At 25.7% G+C, this 20673-nt stretch carries 10 protein-coding genes; 5 read left to right on the top strand and 5 right to left on the bottom strand.

What is annotated here, in order from left to right; translation table 11 throughout:
* Positions 1–36 precede the first annotated feature (36 nt).
* Positions 37–5772, bottom strand: a complete 5736-nt coding sequence (locus ACA134_RS04170) for an adhesin (protein WP_409200922.1) — start codon at positions 5770–5772, stop codon at positions 37–39.
* A 195-nt stretch (positions 5773–5967) separates the two neighbouring features.
* Entirely contained in the window at positions 5968–13017 is a 7050-nt protein-coding gene (locus ACA134_RS04165) for a right-handed parallel beta-helix repeat-containing protein (protein WP_409200921.1), read from the bottom strand.
* 275 nt (positions 13018–13292) lie between these two features.
* Between ACA134_RS04165 and ACA134_RS04160 the strand changes: the two genes are divergently transcribed.
* Positions 13293–14219: an NAD-dependent epimerase/dehydratase family protein gene (locus tag ACA134_RS04160; RefSeq protein ID WP_409200920.1), complete on the top strand. Its 927-nt coding sequence runs from the start codon at positions 13293–13295 to the stop codon at positions 14217–14219.
* Here ACA134_RS04160 and ACA134_RS04155 read toward each other — a convergent pair.
* The 3 genes from ACA134_RS04155 to ACA134_RS04145 all read right to left on the bottom strand — a co-directional run bounded on the left by ACA134_RS04155 (position 14216) and on the right by ACA134_RS04145 (position 16772).
* On the bottom strand, positions 14216–14587 hold the full coding sequence (locus ACA134_RS04155) for a hypothetical protein (RefSeq protein ID WP_409200919.1): 372 nt from the start codon (positions 14585–14587) through the stop codon (positions 14216–14218). The two genes, ACA134_RS04160 and ACA134_RS04155, sit on opposite strands and share 4 nt — an antisense overlap.
* Before the next feature lie 123 nt (positions 14588–14710).
* Positions 14711–16036: an IS4 family transposase gene (locus ACA134_RS04150; RefSeq protein ID WP_409200918.1), complete on the bottom strand. Its 1326-nt coding sequence runs from the start codon at positions 16034–16036 to the stop codon at positions 14711–14713.
* 304 nt (positions 16037–16340) lie between these two features.
* Positions 16341–16772 carry a hypothetical protein gene (locus tag ACA134_RS04145; protein WP_409200917.1) on the bottom strand — a complete coding sequence of 144 codons (432 nt, stop codon included), beginning with the start codon at positions 16770–16772 and terminating at the stop codon, positions 16341–16343.
* A 365-nt stretch (positions 16773–17137) separates the two neighbouring features.
* Here ACA134_RS04145 and ACA134_RS04140 point away from each other — a divergent pair, with 365 nt between their 5' ends.
* The 4 genes from ACA134_RS04140 to ACA134_RS04125 are packed head-to-tail and all read left to right on the top strand — an operon-like array spanning position 17138 to position 20671.
* Positions 17138–17686 carry a helix-turn-helix domain-containing protein gene (locus ACA134_RS04140; RefSeq protein ID WP_409200916.1) on the top strand — a complete coding sequence of 183 codons (549 nt, stop codon included), beginning with the start codon at positions 17138–17140 and terminating at the stop codon, positions 17684–17686.
* Between the two features lie 12 nt (positions 17687–17698).
* Complete coding sequence (locus tag ACA134_RS04135; protein ID WP_409200915.1) at positions 17699–19354, top strand: AMP-binding protein; 1656 nt, start codon at positions 17699–17701, stop codon at positions 19352–19354.
* Entirely contained in the window at positions 19351–19593 is a 243-nt protein-coding gene (locus tag ACA134_RS04130; RefSeq protein WP_409200914.1) for a ferredoxin family protein, read from the top strand. Before ACA134_RS04135 ends, ACA134_RS04130 begins: the two co-directional genes overlap by 4 nt.
* 16 nt (positions 19594–19609) lie before the next feature.
* Positions 19610–20671, top strand: a complete 1062-nt coding sequence (locus ACA134_RS04125) for a 3-methyl-2-oxobutanoate dehydrogenase subunit VorB (RefSeq protein WP_409200913.1) — start codon at positions 19610–19612, stop codon at positions 20669–20671.
* The last annotated feature ends 2 nt before the right edge of the window (positions 20672–20673 follow it).

Raw genomic sequence — 20673 nt, 5'->3', positions numbered from 1 at the left:
TTTTTTTTAAGAAAAGTAACTGTTAAATGATTAAATTCACTCCTTATTTTGGTGTTTAAATCCTATTATAAGTAATATAAATAACATTATTAAAACAATAATAATGGTATACATTGAATTTTCATTCTTTAAAATATTTTTTTCAATTTCTGAAATTTCATGTACAATACTTGAACTACTAGAACTACTACCAGCACCAGTGTCTTGACTAGAACTAGAAGTATCAACAGCATTAGGAATAAATCCAATACTCATCAAATTAGAATGAATATTTGAACTATTTGAATTACTTAGACTATTATAACTATAAATATCTCCTATAATATCTCCAGAACCATCAGTTTTTGAAGGTAATCCTCCAGGTGCAATATTTGATCCATTATTACCGCCATTAGGATTATTAGAACCTCCTTGATTACCACCATTATAACCAGGAATTCCTTGACCAGTACCAAAACCATTATTCCCTGTGCCATTGCCAGAATTTGTATTTCCGCCATTACCATTCTGAGAACCAGCACTATTACCCAAACTACCTAATGAAGAACCAGTCCCCACACTAGAACCTGTACCAAAATTTGGAATAGGAACAGGAATAGGATTAGGGTTATTAGGTCCTCCATTACCAGAACCATTATTATCATCAGGAATAGTGATAGGTTTCCAATTAACAGGGTCATTTAACCATGATTTGAATTCATTAGCATTATTCCAGACAGAATCATCTGGTCCTTTAGAAGAACCCCACCAATTACCAATTGCATATATATACCCATGAGAATTGACAAAAGTAGGATTTTTAGGAGCTAAATTTCCTTCAATATTAGAATTAGTAATAGAAACATTTCCACCGCTAACAACTAATGCTCCACCACTAACTAAACCAATATTATTTGAAATAGTACTATTAAATATATTTAAATTATTTAACATATGTCCATATTCATCATATGACTCATAATAAATTCCACCACCATCATATGCAGAATTATTGCTTATGATTGTATTTGTAACTAAAAAATTACCAAATAAATTTAAAGCTCCACCATAACCACTAGCAGAATTAAACATAAAAGTAGAATCATCAATAATACCATTTGGAGATTGAATATATAATGCTCCCCCATCTTTATCAGCACCATTATTAGTAAATACAGAATTCAAAATAGTACAATTGGTTAAAGTGCCATATATAGCTCCACCATTAACTGCTTGGATAACCATAAGTCGATTAATATTTTCAATTAATGTCAAATTACCATAATTAATATCTCGTGCTTCATTAAAATTAAATGTGGAATTAACTATTAACAAAGAAGCTGTAGGGACAAAAGTAGATTTTTCTCCAAAACTACAATATTGAGCAATTGCTCCGCCATTACTAGCCATATTAGCTTCGAATAAAGAATTGTATATGCTGATTGGAGAATTACTAAATATGGCTCCCCCTCTACCAATTCCATTATCACTCGCATCAAGTCCAATCATAACATATTTACAACATTCTGTAAAATAATTATAGTAATCTCCATGTTGTGCTGAACTGCCGACTTTTATAATATTCAAAACACAAAAATCTAAAGTTTTAAGTGCAGAATTATTATAAAACACCGAATTCATAATCATTAATTCATTTTCACTATCAGTAAATATAACTCCACCATTAGTAGCAGAATTATCATAAAATAATGAATTTTCAATTATAGTTTCTCCAAAATCAGCTAAGACCCCACCTTTATGTGCTAGATTCTTATAAAAATTACTACTATTAATTATTAAATCCCCATAGTTTAATATTACACCACCATATCCACAGTCATGACTATGGTCTATACAAAAAGCAGAATTGTCATAAAATATAGAATTATTAATAATTAATGTACCATTATTCATGAAAACAGAACCGCCACTTATAGAATGAGCATTGAAAATTTTTAAAGCATTAACTGTTAAAATAGCTCCAGATAATATTGTAAATAATTGTTTACCTTCAACATCAATGAAAACATCACCTTCAGTATTAATAGCAGTAATTGTAATGTTTTTATCAATCATTAAACTATTCTCATTATATGTACCTTTAAGCAAAATTATGACACATTTATTTAAAGCATTTTTTAAAGCAAAACTTATAGACTTATATGGATTAAATTCACTACCATCACCTTCTATATCACTACCTTTCTCAGAAACATAAATATAAAAAGGAGTATTATTAACAATAAAAGCGAAATGAGCAAATACTGCATAATCTGCCCTTAATAAACCATTATCACAAATCAAATAATTACCAATGATTTGATTAAATAAATTTTCTTTTTCTACTAAATAAATAGCATAATCTCCACCATTTATAGAATATGAAACAATATTATTTTCATAAATTTTATTACTGGAAGAAGAACCATAATAATAAATACCTGATTGATTAGTAATAGTATTTGTTCCATTTAAAACAATATCATTATATTTAATTAAATCATAATGAGCATCAAAGCCAAAATAAGCAAAAATTGAATATCCTTCTAATGTCATCATATTACTAAAAATATTATTATATTTTGACTTATTAGATTCTATAAAAATAATATTTTCTCCTATACCTTCAAAAACATTATTATAAATATTATTATCTAATGAATTGTCCATTAAAATCGCTTTAAAAGAATAACAATTATTTATTACAAAATAATTTTCATAAATTTGTGTATTACTTGAATCAACAATATGAATAAAAATATTATCTTTATCAAAGGCAGTGAAGTTATTAAAAGATAATGTTATATTTAAACAATCATTAATAATTATATTTGAAGATATAAACGAATTGTTATAGGTATATACATTATTAACATTTGATAATGATAAAATTCCACCATTAAAGTTTAGATTAGAAATATTAGAACCATTAGATCCACTTATTAATTTTAAAATACCATTGAAATCTTTATTTTTATATGATAAAATATTAATAGAAATGTCTATAATAAAAATAATTTCATTAGTAAAGTTATTAAATAAAATAACATCACCAGATGAAAGTATACCTTCTTTTAAATAATTTTCATTATTAAAATAATTCATATAATTAAAATTATCAATAATATGACTATTAGAATAAAAATTAACAGTTGGATTTAATTCACTGCCAATAATTTGCTTTGAGGCATTAGTATAAATTAAATTATTAAATACATCAATATTATTACTGGAACCCAAAATAATAATAGCAGCATTTCCACTGCCCATAATATCATCATTGGTTTCTATATTTAACAAATCACCCCCAAAAGCGAAAATTTCATTGTTGGATATTGTTACATTGCTCGATTTATAAGTACTTATTCCATAAATACCATTACCTTCTCCCCAAAGATAGTTATTCTTAATATTACAATTATCACTCATATGGAATTCAATTAAATAAACCATACTTTTTGAATGAATTATAATAATATTATCTGTAATATTTAATCCATATTGCCTACCAATTATATTAGCTGTTGCTATACCATAAGCAAAAGAATCAGATATAATATTAATTGTATTATTTGAAATATTACTATTTACTAATGAATCTGTATATAATCCTTCAGCTAAACCTGTAGCGAAAATATTAATATTATTATTTGAAATAATAAAATTCTTTGAAAATTCAAATTGATTATTATTTGCTAATATATTAATACCATACGCATTGTTAGATTTTGAATTAATATAGATATTATTATTTGAAATAATTATATCTTCACAAATTCCCTTAATCAAAATACCATAAACAATGTATTGATTAGAATTAGATAAAATAGTTAAATTATTATTTTTTAATAAAATTTCATCAACACTATCTAAAATAATGCCTGTTTTTCCATTATTATAAAATTTAAAATCTTGAACAATGGATCCACTAGAATCCCCAATAAAATGAATTGTAACATTTAATAAAAGATTTCCCATTTTATTGCTCATAATATTGACTTTATTATCAAAATAAATATTTTTATTTGTTAAAAATGTGAAAAATATTGTAGGTACTTTTCCTTCTTTAAAAGTATAACTTAAATAACCTTCGCTATTAAAATACAAATAAAAATTATTATCATCAATAATTAAAGCAGATGCATCATGAATAACTCCATTAATATTATTATCGGAATTATCATCAGTATTTTCATCAGGTATATTTTTATAAATTCCCTCACTACTATTAGTTTCAATAATATTATTAGAAATAACAGTATGATATACTAAACCATTTATAAAAATTCCATAACCATCGCTAAAAATAACATTATTATCTATAATATTATCATAACATTTACTATTTGGAGAATTAATAGAAATACCTCTTGCTTTAGTATAAATAAAATTATTTTCAATTACATTGTAACTACCTATTAATTCAATTCCATCATCTACAACAGAATAAATATAATTATTAGAAATTTTTGCTGAATTAGCATTAATTCCAATTCCTTTACCATAATATCCCATATTAATAGAATTATTATAAATATTTAAATAATTTCCATTTACATAAATTCCATAATAAGTACCATTATTAAAGTAAAGATTATTATTGAAAATATTAGCACCATATCCACTTACAATAATGCCTTGATGAGTATTATTAAAATAAAGACTATTGTTACATACGGATATATTATGATTAAAATTTCCTTCTAAACTATTAACATTTATTCCAGATATTGCATAATTAGCTAAAATAGTATTATTTGAAACAAGAATATTATCTCCAAATGAACCTATACTAACCACACTTTCAAGTATTGTATTTCCTTCAATTTTTATATTGCCACCATAAGCTGATATGCCTGTTGCTCCTAAAACAACAGTATTGTTAATAATAGTTGTGTTTTGAGAGTTACCTGCAACTGTTAACACAATACACCATTCACTAGTACTAGCACATTTTAAATAATTATTTGAAATAATATTATTATTACAAGTTGAGGGTCCACCATAATCAGCATGACCAAATTGATTATAATATATAACATTAGAAGTAGTTCCCTCTCTAACATCTAAGGTTTCCATAATATTATAAGAAATATTATTATTATGACATAATCCCATAGGCATTACAGTAGTAAAACTTGTTTTAATATCATTATAAACAATCGTATTATTACTAGACCATCCCATAGGCATTCCATAAACTCCCAAAGCTTTTCCTATACGTATATAATTATAAGAAATAACATTGTTATTAGAATTCATAATAGAAATACCATGTAATCTAGGTCCTTGAACACCATTATTTAAAATAGTTACATCAGTATTAATGATTCTTAATCCAGTAATAATAGATTCATCACTACCACTAACTAAATAAATAACTCCATTATTTATTGTATCATAATCAGATATTGAAGTAATAGTAAGTTTACGATCAATAACAAATGCTTTATTTGTGAAATTTCCAATTTTCAATATATCTCCACCAATAATATCTGCATTATCATTAATTACACCAGTGTATTTATTAAAATAATTTTCATAATTATCTTCTGTAATAAAAATAACTTGTGGTGAACGAATATATTGATCATAACAAATTGAATAATCATAAATATTAAAATCATCCAAATATTCATTGAAATCTTCTTGATTTTCATTGAAATATAAACTATCAAAATCATTTGATTGATTAACAATATCTAAATTAACATCAGTGAAATTATCAGCTGCTACTAGGTTTATCGAAAATAATAATAACATTACACATATTATCATGTTTAATTTTTTCATAACAAATTTCACCTCCTTTTACAATTAATTATGTGAAATATAGTCGAACATAAATCAAATTATAAAAAAATTGACTACATTTAATAATATTTATTAAAGTAATATTTATAATTATACAAAAAAGGTTTAAAAAAGAAAAAAGTATTTCTTTCCCATAAAAAATATAGGAAAGAAAAAATTCAAAAAGTTTTAATCTTATGTGTTTACTTTTACTATGTTGGATGTGTAGTATCCATCGTATTCTGCTGTTGCAATGTATGTGTTTGGATCTAAATTAATATTTAAACGAGCAACACCATTAGAATTGGTTTCACGTTCATAGAAAACACCATTAATATTAATTTTAATCATTTTATTTGCAATAGCTTTACCTGTACCATCAACAAGAGTAACCTCATATGGTTTACGATTGTTATTTTCCATTGTGATGTCTTGGCCTTTTAATGTTGGAAGTACTTTAATTATATTACTTATGTGGAGGCCGCTTGTAGGATGTTCTACGGTGATAATATATTCACCAGGGTCTAAGTTAATACTTAAAGTAACAATTCCTTCATTATTAGTAGATCTTTTATACATTACACCATTAATATTCATAGTAACTTCGGTATTTTTAACTAACTCATCTTTCTCATTAATAACTTTGACATTGTATTGGCTAGCATTACGATAGTACTTAGTAAGGTCTTCAGATATGAGTGTAGGTAAAACAGTGATTATATTACTTCTAGTTAAGTTATCTTTTGGATTTTTAACAGTAATAATATATTCACCTGGATCTAAATTAATAGATAAAGTAACAACACCATTAGAATCAGTTTTACGAGTATACATAACACCATTAATATTCATAGTAATATCAGTATTAGCAATAGGATTACCATCCTTATCTAAGATAGTAGCTTGATACTGACTACCATTACGATAAAGTTTAGTCAAATCAGAACCTTGAACAGTAGAATTAATGAAAACAGTATTATTAAGAGTTAAAATGGAACCATTACCATAAGTGTAGGTTGCAGAAGCATTAAAAGAACCAGGATCCAAATTCAAAGCAATACTAGCATGACCAGTACCATTAGTCAAACGAGAATAAGATTGACCATTAATAACTAAAACAACAGTTTGATTAACAATAGGATTACCTCGAGCATCAGTTAGAAGAGCAACTAAACGAGTACCATCCTGATAAAACATCACAACATTATCAAAAGATAAAGTAGGCTCAGAAATATCCTTAACAGTTAAAACACTAGTGAAAACATTAGAAGCATACTTACCATCCCCACTATAAGTAACAGTAACAGTATAAGAACCAGGATTCAAAACAGGCAAATCAACAACAACTTTACCATTAACTAAAGTACCAGGATAATTTTTATCATTAACAGTAACAATAACACTACCAGTAGCATCACTAGGACCACTAATCTCAACAGTACCATTTTCATCAGATAAAACACCAGGAACAGTAACATTAAAAGTAGCATTAGCCTTGGAAACAATTAAATTTGTTTTATCTTTAACACCATTATATTTATTACTACCAGCATAAGTTACAGTAATAGTATAAGTACCTACATTTAATTTAGGTAAAACATAAGTAGCAACACCATTAATAATAGATACCTCATAATTATTGTTATTAACATTAATAGCAATATTACCATCAACATCAGTTTCATTGAAAGTAACAATAACAGTACCATTTTCAGTAACATCAACAGAAGGAGCAACAACAACCATGCCCACATCAAACTTATTAACAGTTAAAGTAAAATTAGCAACATTGTTATTAAATACACTTTCGCCATCAAATAAAACAGTTAAATTATAATTACCAGGATTGCTTGGTATAACAATAGAAATATTAGCTAATCCATCAAAAACACTTGCATTATATTTTTTATCACCAATTGTAATATAAATAGTTCCATTATTAACAATAGTTCCATTAGCTGAAACATAAACAGGAATCACTATAGTTTCACCAGCATCTCCTGTAAAATTATCAACAACTATCTTAACATCAGAAGAATATAATATAAATTCAAAAGTAAGTGTGTATCCATCAACAGTTACATTGATTGTATTATTACCATAGCTATTACTTGTAAAAATACTTGAAATTTCTCCCATATTTCCTGAATTTGGAGTAATAGTACCATTATTAGTTTCTAGTATGAATTCCCTTTCAAATAAAAATCCATCATAACCATAAACATTAACTCCATCAGTATATTTGTTTAATGAAATTGTGATGTTTTTAGATAAATCATCAATCTTATCAATAATCACATCTAAAATTATCCAAGTATCAGGAGTATATTCAACACCACCTATTAAATAAGTTGGATTATTAGTACCCCACCAATTATAATTTAAATTGATATTATTAAAATCTTCTCTAAACTCTAAATTAGTCAAAATTATAGAATTAATAATAGTATTATTTTGATTTCCAGAAGTTGGCTGTAAAAAAGATATTTTAGATACATTATCAAATATACATGAATCAAAATATGATGAAATAAAAGTATTAATTGTTATATAATCTAAATTAATAAAAATACAATCATATGCTTCAAGAACATTAATATTCGCTCTACCCCAAGTATCTGAAGAAAAATAAACTTCATTATTAAAGCTTTCAACAGTAATATTATACATATAAACGTTATTTCCATTTATACTTACTCTTTTAGCTTGATTAGGTAAATAAAATCCATCTACAAAAATAAGTCCAGTAACATCAAAATCAGAGGTCCATATTTTAGAATTGGTAGTTGTCACATTTCCAGATCCTTCAAAAACAGCATATTCAGAACCACGATATACTAAACTATCTCGTATTTCAGAATTGAAGAAATTTAAAGTACCTTCATTCCATACAACTCCACCATAGCCTGCATAACTTAAGAAGAACTCAGAATTATCAATAGTTAAAAGACCTTTATTCCAAATTGATCCTCCTTTTTCGCCATTTCCATTTTTATAGAAATAAGAATCATTAATAATTAAATTACCATAATTTGTAATAGCTCCTCCGCGATATCCATGATTATCAATAAAATTAACGTTATTGAATATGACATTACTATTTTCAGAAATCCATATTGGTGAAAGTTGATCTACGGAGCTAGTGAATCCATTTTTAAAAGTTAAATTATAAAAATAAATGTTATTTTTAGAGGTTATAATAAAAAATTTATTAATATTTTCCCCATCAATAATTGTATTGTTAACATCTAAACCAATGAAAGTCAACATTACATTATTATTAAGTGATATTTCAGTATTTCCAATTCCATTATAGTTTCCTTCCATAATTTGAACAGTAATATTTCTAGACATTGTATAAGCATGTTCTAATGCTTTTTGTATTGTTTTAAATGGATTTTCATAAGATCCATTACCTGTAATATCATTTCCTCCATTATCAGATACCCACACAGTATAATTATTTAAAGGCATTATTAATTCAACAATAACTGTTCCATTTTGATATAAAATTGATCCATCATCATTAATATATTTTCCAGAGAATGTATATTCTCCATCAATCCAATCAGAATTTTGTAATTTAGCGATACCATTTTGTATAGAAGAAACTCCAATAAAATCATCATCGATATAAAATTGAATGTTTTGAGCACCAATAATTGCATTGTCTATATGATAAATGTTTGCTATTAAAAAATCACCAATATTTGTAATAAATGTATTATTAAAAACTATTGTAATATTATTAATCATTGAATTACCATATAAATAAATGTCATTTCCATTTGTATTAGCAGTATTATTTATAAAATCATTGCCTTTAATGGTTGCACTAGACATTAAATAAATTGCTCCACCAAAAGTTCCTGCTGTGTTATTTATAAAAGTACAATTAATTATTTCTTTAACATTATATAATGCTCCACCATTAGTAGCAGAATTATTAATAAATGTTCCATTTATAACAGAAGCACCACCATCAACAGAAGCAGCACCATTAATAGCTCCTCCAAAACCAGAAGTTGCATGAATAGCAGAATTATTAATAAATGTGTCTTTTATTGAATAGACAGTTCCAGCAGCAATAGCACCAGAGTTAGGTCCTTTATTATTTTCATAATGGTTATTTATACTGGTTAAAATTCCAACAGTGAATATTGCTCCTCCAAAATCATAAGAATAACCAGTGAAATAATTGTTAATTAAATAAGAATTATTAATATTAACATTGGCCCGAGAAGTTGAATATATTACCCTATTACTATTATCAGCAAAATAAGAATTATTAATATTAGCAATTCCTCCATTAGTAAATAAAAAAATAGGTCCGGAATTATTTATAAATGTTAGATTATTTGCATTAAAATTTGAAGCTTGAATTGTATTTCGATTGTTATAATTATCATTCATAATACAATCAATCATATTAAGATTATTTGCAGTTATAAGATTTGTATTATATACAAAACCATTTTTAAATGTTATATTTTTAAAAATCACATCAAGACTATTTCCAAAAGAGAAAAACCAACTATTGTCAGCTCCATTAATAATTGTATTATTGTATCCTTCACCAACTAATGTTAATATTCCAGCATTAGAAACAGATATATTTGTATTTTTATTTCCAGAATAAACTCCTTCCATTATATGAATCACTGGAGAAATAGTTTGTGTAAATCCATATGTTATAGCATGTTGAATAGTTTTAAATGGTTTTAAGAAACTACCATCACCTTCTTCATCACTTCCGTTTGTAGCAACATATATATCAACATTTTCTCTATTGATAGAAATAATTAATGTAGCAGATTCTACTGTTGAAATTTGATATTTTCTTAAATAGTCTCCAGTTAAATTATATATTCCATTATCTGGAATTCCAACATATGATAATATTGCTTCACCATTTAAAATTCTTGCAGAACCTAATAATGTATCATTAATATAAAATGAAATACCATTTGAAACAGAAGTAGGACCAGATATTAAATTTCCCATATCATCAGTTATTGTAGCTTTAAGTGTGAAAGAAGTAGAATCAACAGTATTATCTTCATAGGTTATATTAACATTCATATACCCTGCATTATATATATGTCCGATTGAACTTGAAGAATTTTTTATAGTATTGCCTTCAAGGAAATTATTGCCTGCGAGGTAAATCAAATCTTTTGATGTTCCAGTATTGGTACAATTAATAAATTGATTATTTTTTACAGTTCCCTTAACAGAAGAGCTTAAGTATAATCCAGAATATGTTCCAGAACTACTATTGATAAATTTATTTAATTCAATATATGATTCCTCAGATGGATAGATATATGCTGAACCACCAGTACCTCCTGTTACAATACTATTATCAATAAATGTATTATTAATTAAAGAAATACTTGAAACATAATTAGCATACAATGCTCCACCTTGACCAGCAGTCCTTACCTTATTATTAATAAAATCATTATTAGTTAAAATAACATTAGGAGAATATTGGTATACTGCTATTGCACCACCATAATAATTAGCTGAATTATTTTCAAAGGTGGAATTGTTTATAGTTAAAGAATTTTTAGAATTATGATATATTGCACCACCATAGTGACTTGTTGCATAATTATTTGAAAAAGTACAATTTTCTATAGTAAGAACACCTTGATTAGTTATTGCACCACCATATTGTGATTTACCATTGTTCAAAGTCATATTTATGAGATTTACTACAGATTGAGATCCAATACTTTTAAAGATTGAATTAGTTTCCCGGCCATCAATAGTAGCTATGTTATTTAAACCAATAAATGTAATACTACTTCCATAATCAATGTTAGCTAAATTTATTTCTAAATCAACATTACCGATTCCTAAAAAAGTTTCTCCTTTTAAATAAATAATGACATTATTTAAATTACTTGCAGATTGTATAGCTTTATTAATAGTTAAAAATGGACTATTTTCAGTTCCAGGATTATTATCATTACCAACATTAGATACCCAATATTCCACAGTTGTAATAATTGGAGCAGTGTAAGTTAAAGTACCTGATATTATTTCAGAATCTCCATATTTATTAACATAATCTCCTTTAAGTTCATATGTTCCAGTAGTTAATAATTTATTACCTGTCCAAGTAGTAATTCCATTATCAACAGTTCCAGAACCTATTAAAATATCATTTGCATAAAAATTGACAGATCCTCCTGTAATTTTATTATCATTATCATCAGTTACATTTGCAGTTAAAGTGAAAGTTGGACCTGTAACAATAGCATCATCATAATTAATTTTAACATTCATATTTCCAGCATTATAAAGATTACCTTTTGTATTAGAAGAGTTAATAAATTTATTATCTTTGAGATAATTGTTTCCAGAAAGATACACAATAGAATATGTTGTTCCAATATGTTGACAGTTTTCAAATGTATTATTAGTTAGATACCCATCAACTGAAATAAGATATAAAGCACCATCACGTGCAGTTAATCCAGAAGAATGATTAATAAATTTATTATTTGTGATATTTGCATTATCTGAATTTTGAATACAAACACCTGTTCCAATCATGGTTCCAGATGTGGCTTTAAAATAGTTGTTTTTAAAAATATTATTTATTAGATTTATTGTTGTTGCACTTTGTATATATAAAGCACCACCACGTGTATTTGCAGAGTTATTTTCAAAAATAGAATTTAAAATACTTATATCATTTCCAGAATGATAAATTGCACCACCATTACTTGCATCTGAATTATTAAGAAAAATACAGTTTTGAATTGTTAAACTTCCTTGATTATAAATTACAGAACCACCATACTGACCATTACCATTAATAAAAGTAATATCAATAAAAGTAATATTTGAATTATAATTAGGAATATAAAAAATATCTGAAATTCTTTGTGCATCTATTATTGTTTTATTTCCACTACCAATAAAAGTTAAACTACCACCATTTGATTGATGATCAATATTAATTGTTAGCCCAACATTTCCAGTACCATCAAATGTTCCTTCACTTAAATAAATAGCTACATCTTCAGAATCAGAAGCACTTGATATACCTTGATTAATAGTAGCATAAGGATTATCTTTACTACCAGAATTACCATCACTGCCAGTAGTGTTTACATAAATTTCTTTATCATAGCTAGCTGTAGTTTCAAATCCTACATCACTAACTTCTTCAATATTAGTGCTAATTTCTTCAGCACTAATTGAACTAATTGAGAATAATATTAACATTGTTAAACTTATTAATATTATTCCTTTTTTCAAATTAATTTTAAACGACCTCCATTTCGTTTTTTTTTAATTTTTTAAAAAATTATTTCATTCATCTAAAACAATTTCTCTTTATAAAAAATAAAAATTACTTTAGATATATAAAATATATTATTCAAGTAATATTTAAGAATTATGAATTGAACTTGAAAATAAAATCCCTCATATAAAATAAATAAATTTAATAAGTTTACAAAAACAAATATTAAATTAATTTAAAAATTAGGAAAATTATTATGAAAAATAAAAATATTGTTGTAACAGGAGGATTAGGATTTATTGGATCCCACATTGTTGATGAATTAGTAGATAATAATCAAATCACTATAATTGACAATGAATCTACTGGAAAAATAAATAATTTAAAAAATCCAGAACATAAAAATATGAGAATCATTAAAGGAAACTTAAATGATTTAGATTTAGATAAGATATTAGAAAATATTGATTATGTTTTTCACCTTGCAGCTATGGCAAGTGTACCATTAAGTGTAGATGAACCTTTAAAATCAAATGAAAATAATGTAGATGCAACAGTTAAATTGATTATAGCTTGTAAAAATCAAAATATTAAAAAAATTGTTTTCTCATCATCATCTGCAGTTTATGGGCAAAATCCTAATACTCCTTTAAAAGAAAGTGAACCTTTAATGCCAACTTCACCTTATGCTGCTTCTAAAGCTAGTTGTGAATTGTATTTAAAATCATTTACAGAAAGTTATGGATTAAATGCTGTTTCACTTAGATATTTTAATGTATTTGGACCAAAACAAGATGTTAACTCACAATATGCAGCAGTAATTCCTAATTTTATATTTGCTTTAGTAAACAATGAAAGGCCAATAATTTATGGTGATGGTGAGCAAACAAGAGATTTCATATTTGTAAAAGATATTGTTAAAGCTAATATAGCTGCATGTGAATCTGATTATAATGGAGTTTTAAATATAGCTTCTGGTAAGAAATTAACTATTAATGAACTTTTCAAAATAATAAAAAATGTTTTAAATTCAGATTTAGAACCAGAATATCTTGATGAGCGAAAAGGAGACATTAAACATTCATCAGCTGATGTATCTTTAATGAGTAAAATAAATTTTAAAGTAGATTCTAGTGCATTTGAAAAACAAATAGAAGAAACAGTAAAGTGGTTTAAAGATTAATGCAAACCACAATTACTACATGTATGTCCTTCTGTTTCATCTGGAAGAACTTTTTTAACTTCTTCTAAAATTACAGATATTAAATAATACTTAGTTCCATTATCATCATTTTCTATAACAGGTGATGTGCCTCTAAATAAACAATTTATATCACCAGTATTACCAATATCAAAAGAAATTGGTTCAGCAATTTGGAATTTTTTAAAATAATCAAGAACTTCATCTTTTAAATTTTCTGGAACTCTTAAATTAACTTTAAAGATATTATTTTCTGTAGTTTTAATTCCAACATATTTTTGATCGATTTCTAATTGTCTACCTAATTCTTTTTTGAAAATTACAATATTGTCTATGTTATTTGATGTCATATAAATCACTAATAAAAAATAAATTGTATCATAATGCTTTATGATATCATATTATAATATATATCTTTTATACTATTTAAAATTTCTCATTAATAGTCACTTCTGTCAACTTAAGGTTTTTTTTTAGAAATTTTTTCTGTTGTTGTATGGGTATTTTTTGGGTTGGTTTTTTGTGTTTCTTTTGTTTTCTTTTTGTGTGGGTACTTTGATTAGGTATCTGGTGGCTTTTTTGTACATTCTTTTGTCTATTTTTTCTTGTTCTTTTTTGTTTTTTGTAAATACCATTGTTATTAGGTAGTTTTTTAATTGTCCTGATAGTAGGTTTATGTTGACTTTGTATTCGCATTTGCAGTTTTTATATTTGGGATCTTCTTTTATTTTTTGGTTGTATTCTCTTTTTAGTGCTATTAGCATGTTGTACATGAGTATTTGTGCGTAAAAGTCTTGTTCGATGATTATTCGTCTTTTTCCACTGAAGTTTTCTATGTGTATTTTATTTTTCAGGGCATCGTATCCTTCTTCTATTTTCCATCTTTGGCCATATAATTGTTTTAATTCTTCTTTGTTGGCTGTTTCTGATGGTATATTGGTTATTAGTGTTTCTATTTCATCGTTTTCTAGTGGTATGTTTACTATTCTTAATTTTAATCGTCCTATTTTTTCTGCTTTTTCTTTTAATTCTTTATTTTTAATATTTTTAGTTCTAATGTTGTTTAAATTGATTTCGATGTATTCATCATCTGTTTTCATTCTTTTTCTTTCTTTTTTGTAGTCAATATTTCGTAGTCTGAATATGAAATTGCTTTTTTTAGATATTAGTTGTAAAAATAGTTCTATGGAAGCATAGTATCTGTCAAAAACTATTATTGATTTTTCTAAATCAATTATTTTGTCTGTTTTTTCAATATGATCATATGCATGTACTTCTTCACCTATACTCATTTCAGAAATGGATGAATCAATTATTAGTTCATTTTTAACATCAGATAAGATTGATATTCGTGCTTTTGGTGTTTTTGTTTCTTTTAAAGCTCTTAAAGCTACATTAAAATCTTTTCTTGTTTTATCAGTATTGGGCAATTCTACTTGTGATCCATCAATTGCAAAAACTTTATAACCTTTAAAATCATCTAAATCAAATTTAGGATTAGAATAAATATTTTTAATTGTTTTTGCATTAGAATCTTTAAAAATTCTACCGTCCAAATACGTTCTTTGCTTAGATAAATCCTGTTTGCTTATAGGCATCTCATCATCACCAAATTTATCCCAATAATAATCGTCAATCTCTAAAACACTTGTTTTACCTTTATTTCTTAATATATAATAAACGAAATCTTTAAACCCCATTTTACGATTTCTAGAAAACTTATTTTCTTCTAAAATATAACTTTCTGTTTCATAATTAATTAAACTTTTCAAATCTAAATCAAATGATCTAAACAACATAAAACAACCCCAAAAAATCTAAAATCCAATCAATTTTATAAAAACAAATCATCAACATCTAAAAACAAAATAAAAATAAAAAATAATGTTAATAATCCTATTAATAGTTATATAATAACCATTATTTAAAACTAACTATTATTACACTAATAAAACAAGAAAACAACATATTTAACGAATAAAATAAAGAAAATAAAGAAAAAAAATTCTAAAAAAAAACTTAAGTTGACAGAAGTGATTAATAGTCTTAAAATTTAGTTTTAAAATACATTTATAAGATAAATAATTAATTAAATAGCTAATATTAAATATTTTCAGCAAAATCAACACATTCATCAATAATTTTTAATAAATTATTTAATTTATCAATAAGTTCTACTTTAGATTCATTTGCTGAAATGTTCTTATCATTAATAATATCTATTGCATTATTTATTGTAAAAATTAATTTATCAAATATATGTACATTATCTAAACAAACTGGAATTAAATTTTTATAATCTTCATTGTCTTTATTATTTTTAATGACTTTTAAATCATCCATATATTGATTTAATTTATTTGTATTTTCATTTAATGAATTAATAAGATCATTATTACAATTAATAAAAAAAGAATCATCATTATCTGTTTTATAAGAATTTATAAATCTGATTATTTCATTATTTAAGCTATTCATTTTAATTCTAATGGACATTACATTAGTAGATACTTCACCAAGATTTTCCATTGACATTTTTTCACCTATTCATATTATAATTATATTATCTATATAATGTACATATTATATATAAATAGATAATAAAATTAATAAAATAATTAATTTAATTCTAATTAAAATTTTTTATTCAATATCAATACAATAAAAAGGACTTATTTTCATAAAATTAAGAAATTTATATATAATATATAAACATAAAAATATACTCTAAGGAAAGGTTATGTATTATTTAAAATTTTAATGTTTAAGATTTCTTTAAAAAGAAGATAAAAACACAAGATTTTGATATATATTGCCTCATATTATGTAGTAATTATTGTTTATTAATATACAATGAGCTATTTTATAAACATTTTAAGCAATCAAAAAAAGGTGTTAATTTGAACGAATTTAATAAAAATATTGGAAATCGGATAAGAGAATTAAGAGAACTTTCCGATAAAACTACCAAAGAATTTGCAGATGAATTAGATATTGAAGAAAATGTATATGAAAAATACGAAAGTGGAGAATTAGATATTCCTGCTAGTTTTTTAAATGAAATTGCTCATATTTTAAAAGTAGATTTAAGTTTATTATTAACTGGTGAAGAAACTAGAATGCATATATTTGATGTTACTAGAAAAGGAAAAGGAATTTCTGTTGATCGTAGGAAACAATACAAATATGAAAATTTATGTAATAAATTTATCCACAAAAAAGCAGAAATGTTTGTTATTACTGTAGATCCTAGAGAAGATGAACCAACTTTAAATGCTCATGCAGGTCAAGAGTTTAATTATATCTTAGAAGGGACTATGAAAATATACATTCATAATAATGAAATCATTTTAAATGAAGGAGATTCTATTTTCTTTGATTCAAGACATAAACATGGAATGAAAGCTATGAATAATGAAAAAGTTAAATTTTTAGCAGCTATAATGTAGAGAGGTTAATTTATGTCATCATTAATAAAAAATTTTGTTAAAAGAGTAGATTATGACTCTTATGAAGATTTTAAAGATAATTTCGAATTTAATATACCAGATAACTTTAATTTTGGTTTTGATGTAGTAGATAAATATGCTGAAATTGATCCTGAAAAAATTGCACTTAGATGGACAAATGGCGATGAAAAGCATGTTTTTACTTTTGAAGATATGAAAAAATATAGTAATAAAGTTGCTAATTTAATTAAAAGCTATGGAATTAAATCAGGAGATAAAGTAATGATTACCTTGAAAAATAGGTATGAATTTTGGTTTACTTTAGTAGCTCTTCATAAAATTGGAGCAGTAGCTATTCCTGCAACACACATGTTAAAACTTAAAGATATTAAGTTCAGGTTAGAAAAAGCTAATGTTAAGATGGTCATTTCAATTGATGAAGATGATTTAATAGCTGATTATACACAAGCTCAAAAAGATTTAGATATGGATATAACAAAAATTGTAATAGAAAAAGATATTGAAGATTGGCACAATTTTGATGAAGAAATGTCTAAAATGAGTGATGAATTTGAAAGAGAATATATTAATGATAATAATGATGCAATGATTATTTTCTTCAGCTCAGGAACTACAGGATTACCAAAAATGGTAGAACACAATTATTTATATCCATTTGGACACATTATCACAGCTAAATATTGGCATAATGTAGTTGAAAATGGAATTCATCATACTACAGCAGATACCGGTTGGGGAAAAGCTGTTTGGGGAAATATATATGGTCAATGGGTTGCAGGAAGCTCTGTCTTTATTTATGATTATGAAAGATTCCATGGAGATGATTTCTTAAGGAGACTAACAGAAGAAAAAGTCACAACATTTTGTGCACCTCCAACAATTTATAGATTATTAATTAATGAAGATTTAAGTAAGTATAATTTTGAAAATCTTACTTATGTTACAACAGCAGGAGAACCATTACCTGAAGAAGTTTCTAATAAATTTGAGAAAATCACAGGTCTAAGAATTAAAGAAGGTTTTGGACAAACAGAAACAACACTTGCAATAGCTACTTTCATTTGGTTAGATCCAAAACCAAATTCAGTAGGAAAACCTGCACCAATTTTTGATATTGAACTTTTAGATACAGAAGATAATATTGTTGATGTAGGAAATGAAGGAGAAATTACATTTAATGTATCAGATGGTATACCTCCAGGACTATTTAAAGAATACTACAAAGACAAAGAAAAAACAGATAAAGTCTGGTATGATAATCATTATCATTGTGGAGATACAGCATGGAAAGATGAAGATGGATATTTCCACTTTGTTGGTAGAAATGATGATATAATTAAAAGTTCAGGTTATAGAATTGGACCTTATGAAGTTGAAAATGCATTAATTTCTCACAAAGCTGTCCTAAATTGTGCAGTTACAGGATATCCTGATGAAATAAGAGGACAAATTGTTAAGGCGACAGTAATATTAACTGAAGAGTATGAAGCTTCAGAAGAATTAATAAAAGATATTCAAAACCATGTAAAACATGTAACAGCTCCTTATAAATATCCTAGAAAAATTGAATTTGTTGAAGAAATTCCAGAAACAATAAGTGGTAAAATAAGAAGGATAGAAATTAGAAATAAAGATGAGAATTTATGATTACTATGAAAAGACCAAGTTCATATCCAGTAATACATAAAAATGAGTGTAAAGCTTGTGAAAGATGTATTATGGATTGCCCCCTAAAAGTTTTAGAATTAAGTGAAGATTTAAATGATAATGGATATCAGTATGTTAAATACACTGGTGAAAATTGTAATGGCTGTGGAAATTGTTATTATGCATGTCCAGAACCATTAGCTATTGAAGTCCATAGTTATAAAAGAAAAAGAAAATAGTTATTGGAGGAAAATAATGAGTAATCAAATGATAAAAGGAAATACAGCAGTTATAATAGGTGCAATGTATGCAGGTTGTGATTGTTATTTTGGTTATCCTATTACACCAGCTAGTGAAATATTACATGAAGCTTCAAAATACTTTCCAATGGCTGGGCGAAAATTTGTACAAGCTGAAAGTGAAGAAGCATCTATAAATATGGTTTATGGTGGAGCAGGTGCAGGACATAGAGTAATGTCAGCATCTTCTGGTCCTGGAATGAGTTTGATGCAAGAAGGTATGACCTACTTAGCAGGAGCAGAACTTCCAGCAGTAATAGTTGATATAATGAGAGCAGGACCTGGACTTGGAAATATTGGTCCAGAACAAGGAGATTATAATCAAAATGTTAAAGGAGGAGGCCATGGTAATTATAAAACCATAGTATTAGCCCCTAATTCTGTTCAAGAAATGTGTGATTTAACAATAAAGGCATTTGAACTTGCAGATAAATATAGAACTCCTGTTGTTGTATTAGCTGATGGAATTTTAGGACAAATGGCAGAACCTTTAAATTTTCCTGAAGAAGCAATTGAGCCTAAAATAAATAATGATTTATCAGTAAGAGGAAATAAGCAAACAATGCACAATCTTGTTACATCAATTTCAAATGATTTTAAAGAACTTGAAAGATTTAATTACAGGCTACAAGAAAAATATGCTGAAATTGAAGATAAAGAAGTCGAATATGAAGATTATTATCTTGATGATGCAGAAATTGTTCTTATTTCATATGGAATTAGTAGCAGGTTATCTAGATCTGTTGTAGATATAGCTAGAGAAAAAGGTATAAAAATTGGACTTTTAAGACCAATAACATTATTCCCCTTTCCTAAAAAAGAGATTAAACAATTAGCTGATAAAAATGTTAAGTTTATTTCAGTTGAAATGAGTAATGGTCAATTACTTGAAGATATTCAATTAGCAGCTTTAAGAAAAGAAGACACTTATCTTGTAAATAGAATGGGTGGAAATTTAATTGAAATAAAAGATATACTTGAAAAAGTTTATGAAGTTGCAGATTTTAAGGATGTGTAAAA

This window comes from Methanobrevibacter sp. DSM 116169 (assembly GCF_046197865.1).
Classification (GTDB): Archaea; Methanobacteriota; Methanobacteria; order Methanobacteriales; family Methanobacteriaceae; genus JAHKLT01.
The sequence above is the reverse complement of the archived record's forward strand: the minus strand, read 5'-3'. Positions and strand labels throughout refer to the sequence as shown.

Excerpts from the sequence above, each read along its gene's own strand:
- ACA134_RS04165 (WP_409200921.1), bottom strand. The coding sequence starts at position 13,017 with ATGTTAATATTATTCTCAATTAGTTCAATTAGTGCTGAAGAAATTAGC.
- ACA134_RS04125 (WP_409200913.1), top strand. The coding sequence starts at position 19,610 with ATGAGTAATCAAATGATAAAAGGAAATACAGCAGTTATAATAGGTGCA.
- ACA134_RS04170 (WP_409200922.1), bottom strand. The coding sequence starts at position 5,772 with ATGAAAAAATTAAACATGATAATATGTGTAATGTTATTATTATTTTCG.
- ACA134_RS04145 (WP_409200917.1), bottom strand. The coding sequence starts at position 16,772 with ATGTCAATGGAAAATCTTGGTGAAGTATCTACTAATGTAATGTCCATT.
- ACA134_RS04135 (WP_409200915.1), top strand. The coding sequence starts at position 17,699 with ATGTCATCATTAATAAAAAATTTTGTTAAAAGAGTAGATTATGACTCT.
- ACA134_RS04150 (WP_409200918.1), bottom strand. The coding sequence starts at position 16,036 with ATGTTGTTTAGATCATTTGATTTAGATTTGAAAAGTTTAATTAATTAT.
- ACA134_RS04160 (WP_409200920.1), top strand. The coding sequence starts at position 13,293 with ATGAAAAATAAAAATATTGTTGTAACAGGAGGATTAGGATTTATTGGA.
- ACA134_RS04155 (WP_409200919.1), bottom strand. The coding sequence starts at position 14,587 with ATGACATCAAATAACATAGACAATATTGTAATTTTCAAAAAAGAATTA.
- ACA134_RS04130 (WP_409200914.1), top strand. The coding sequence starts at position 19,351 with ATGATTACTATGAAAAGACCAAGTTCATATCCAGTAATACATAAAAAT.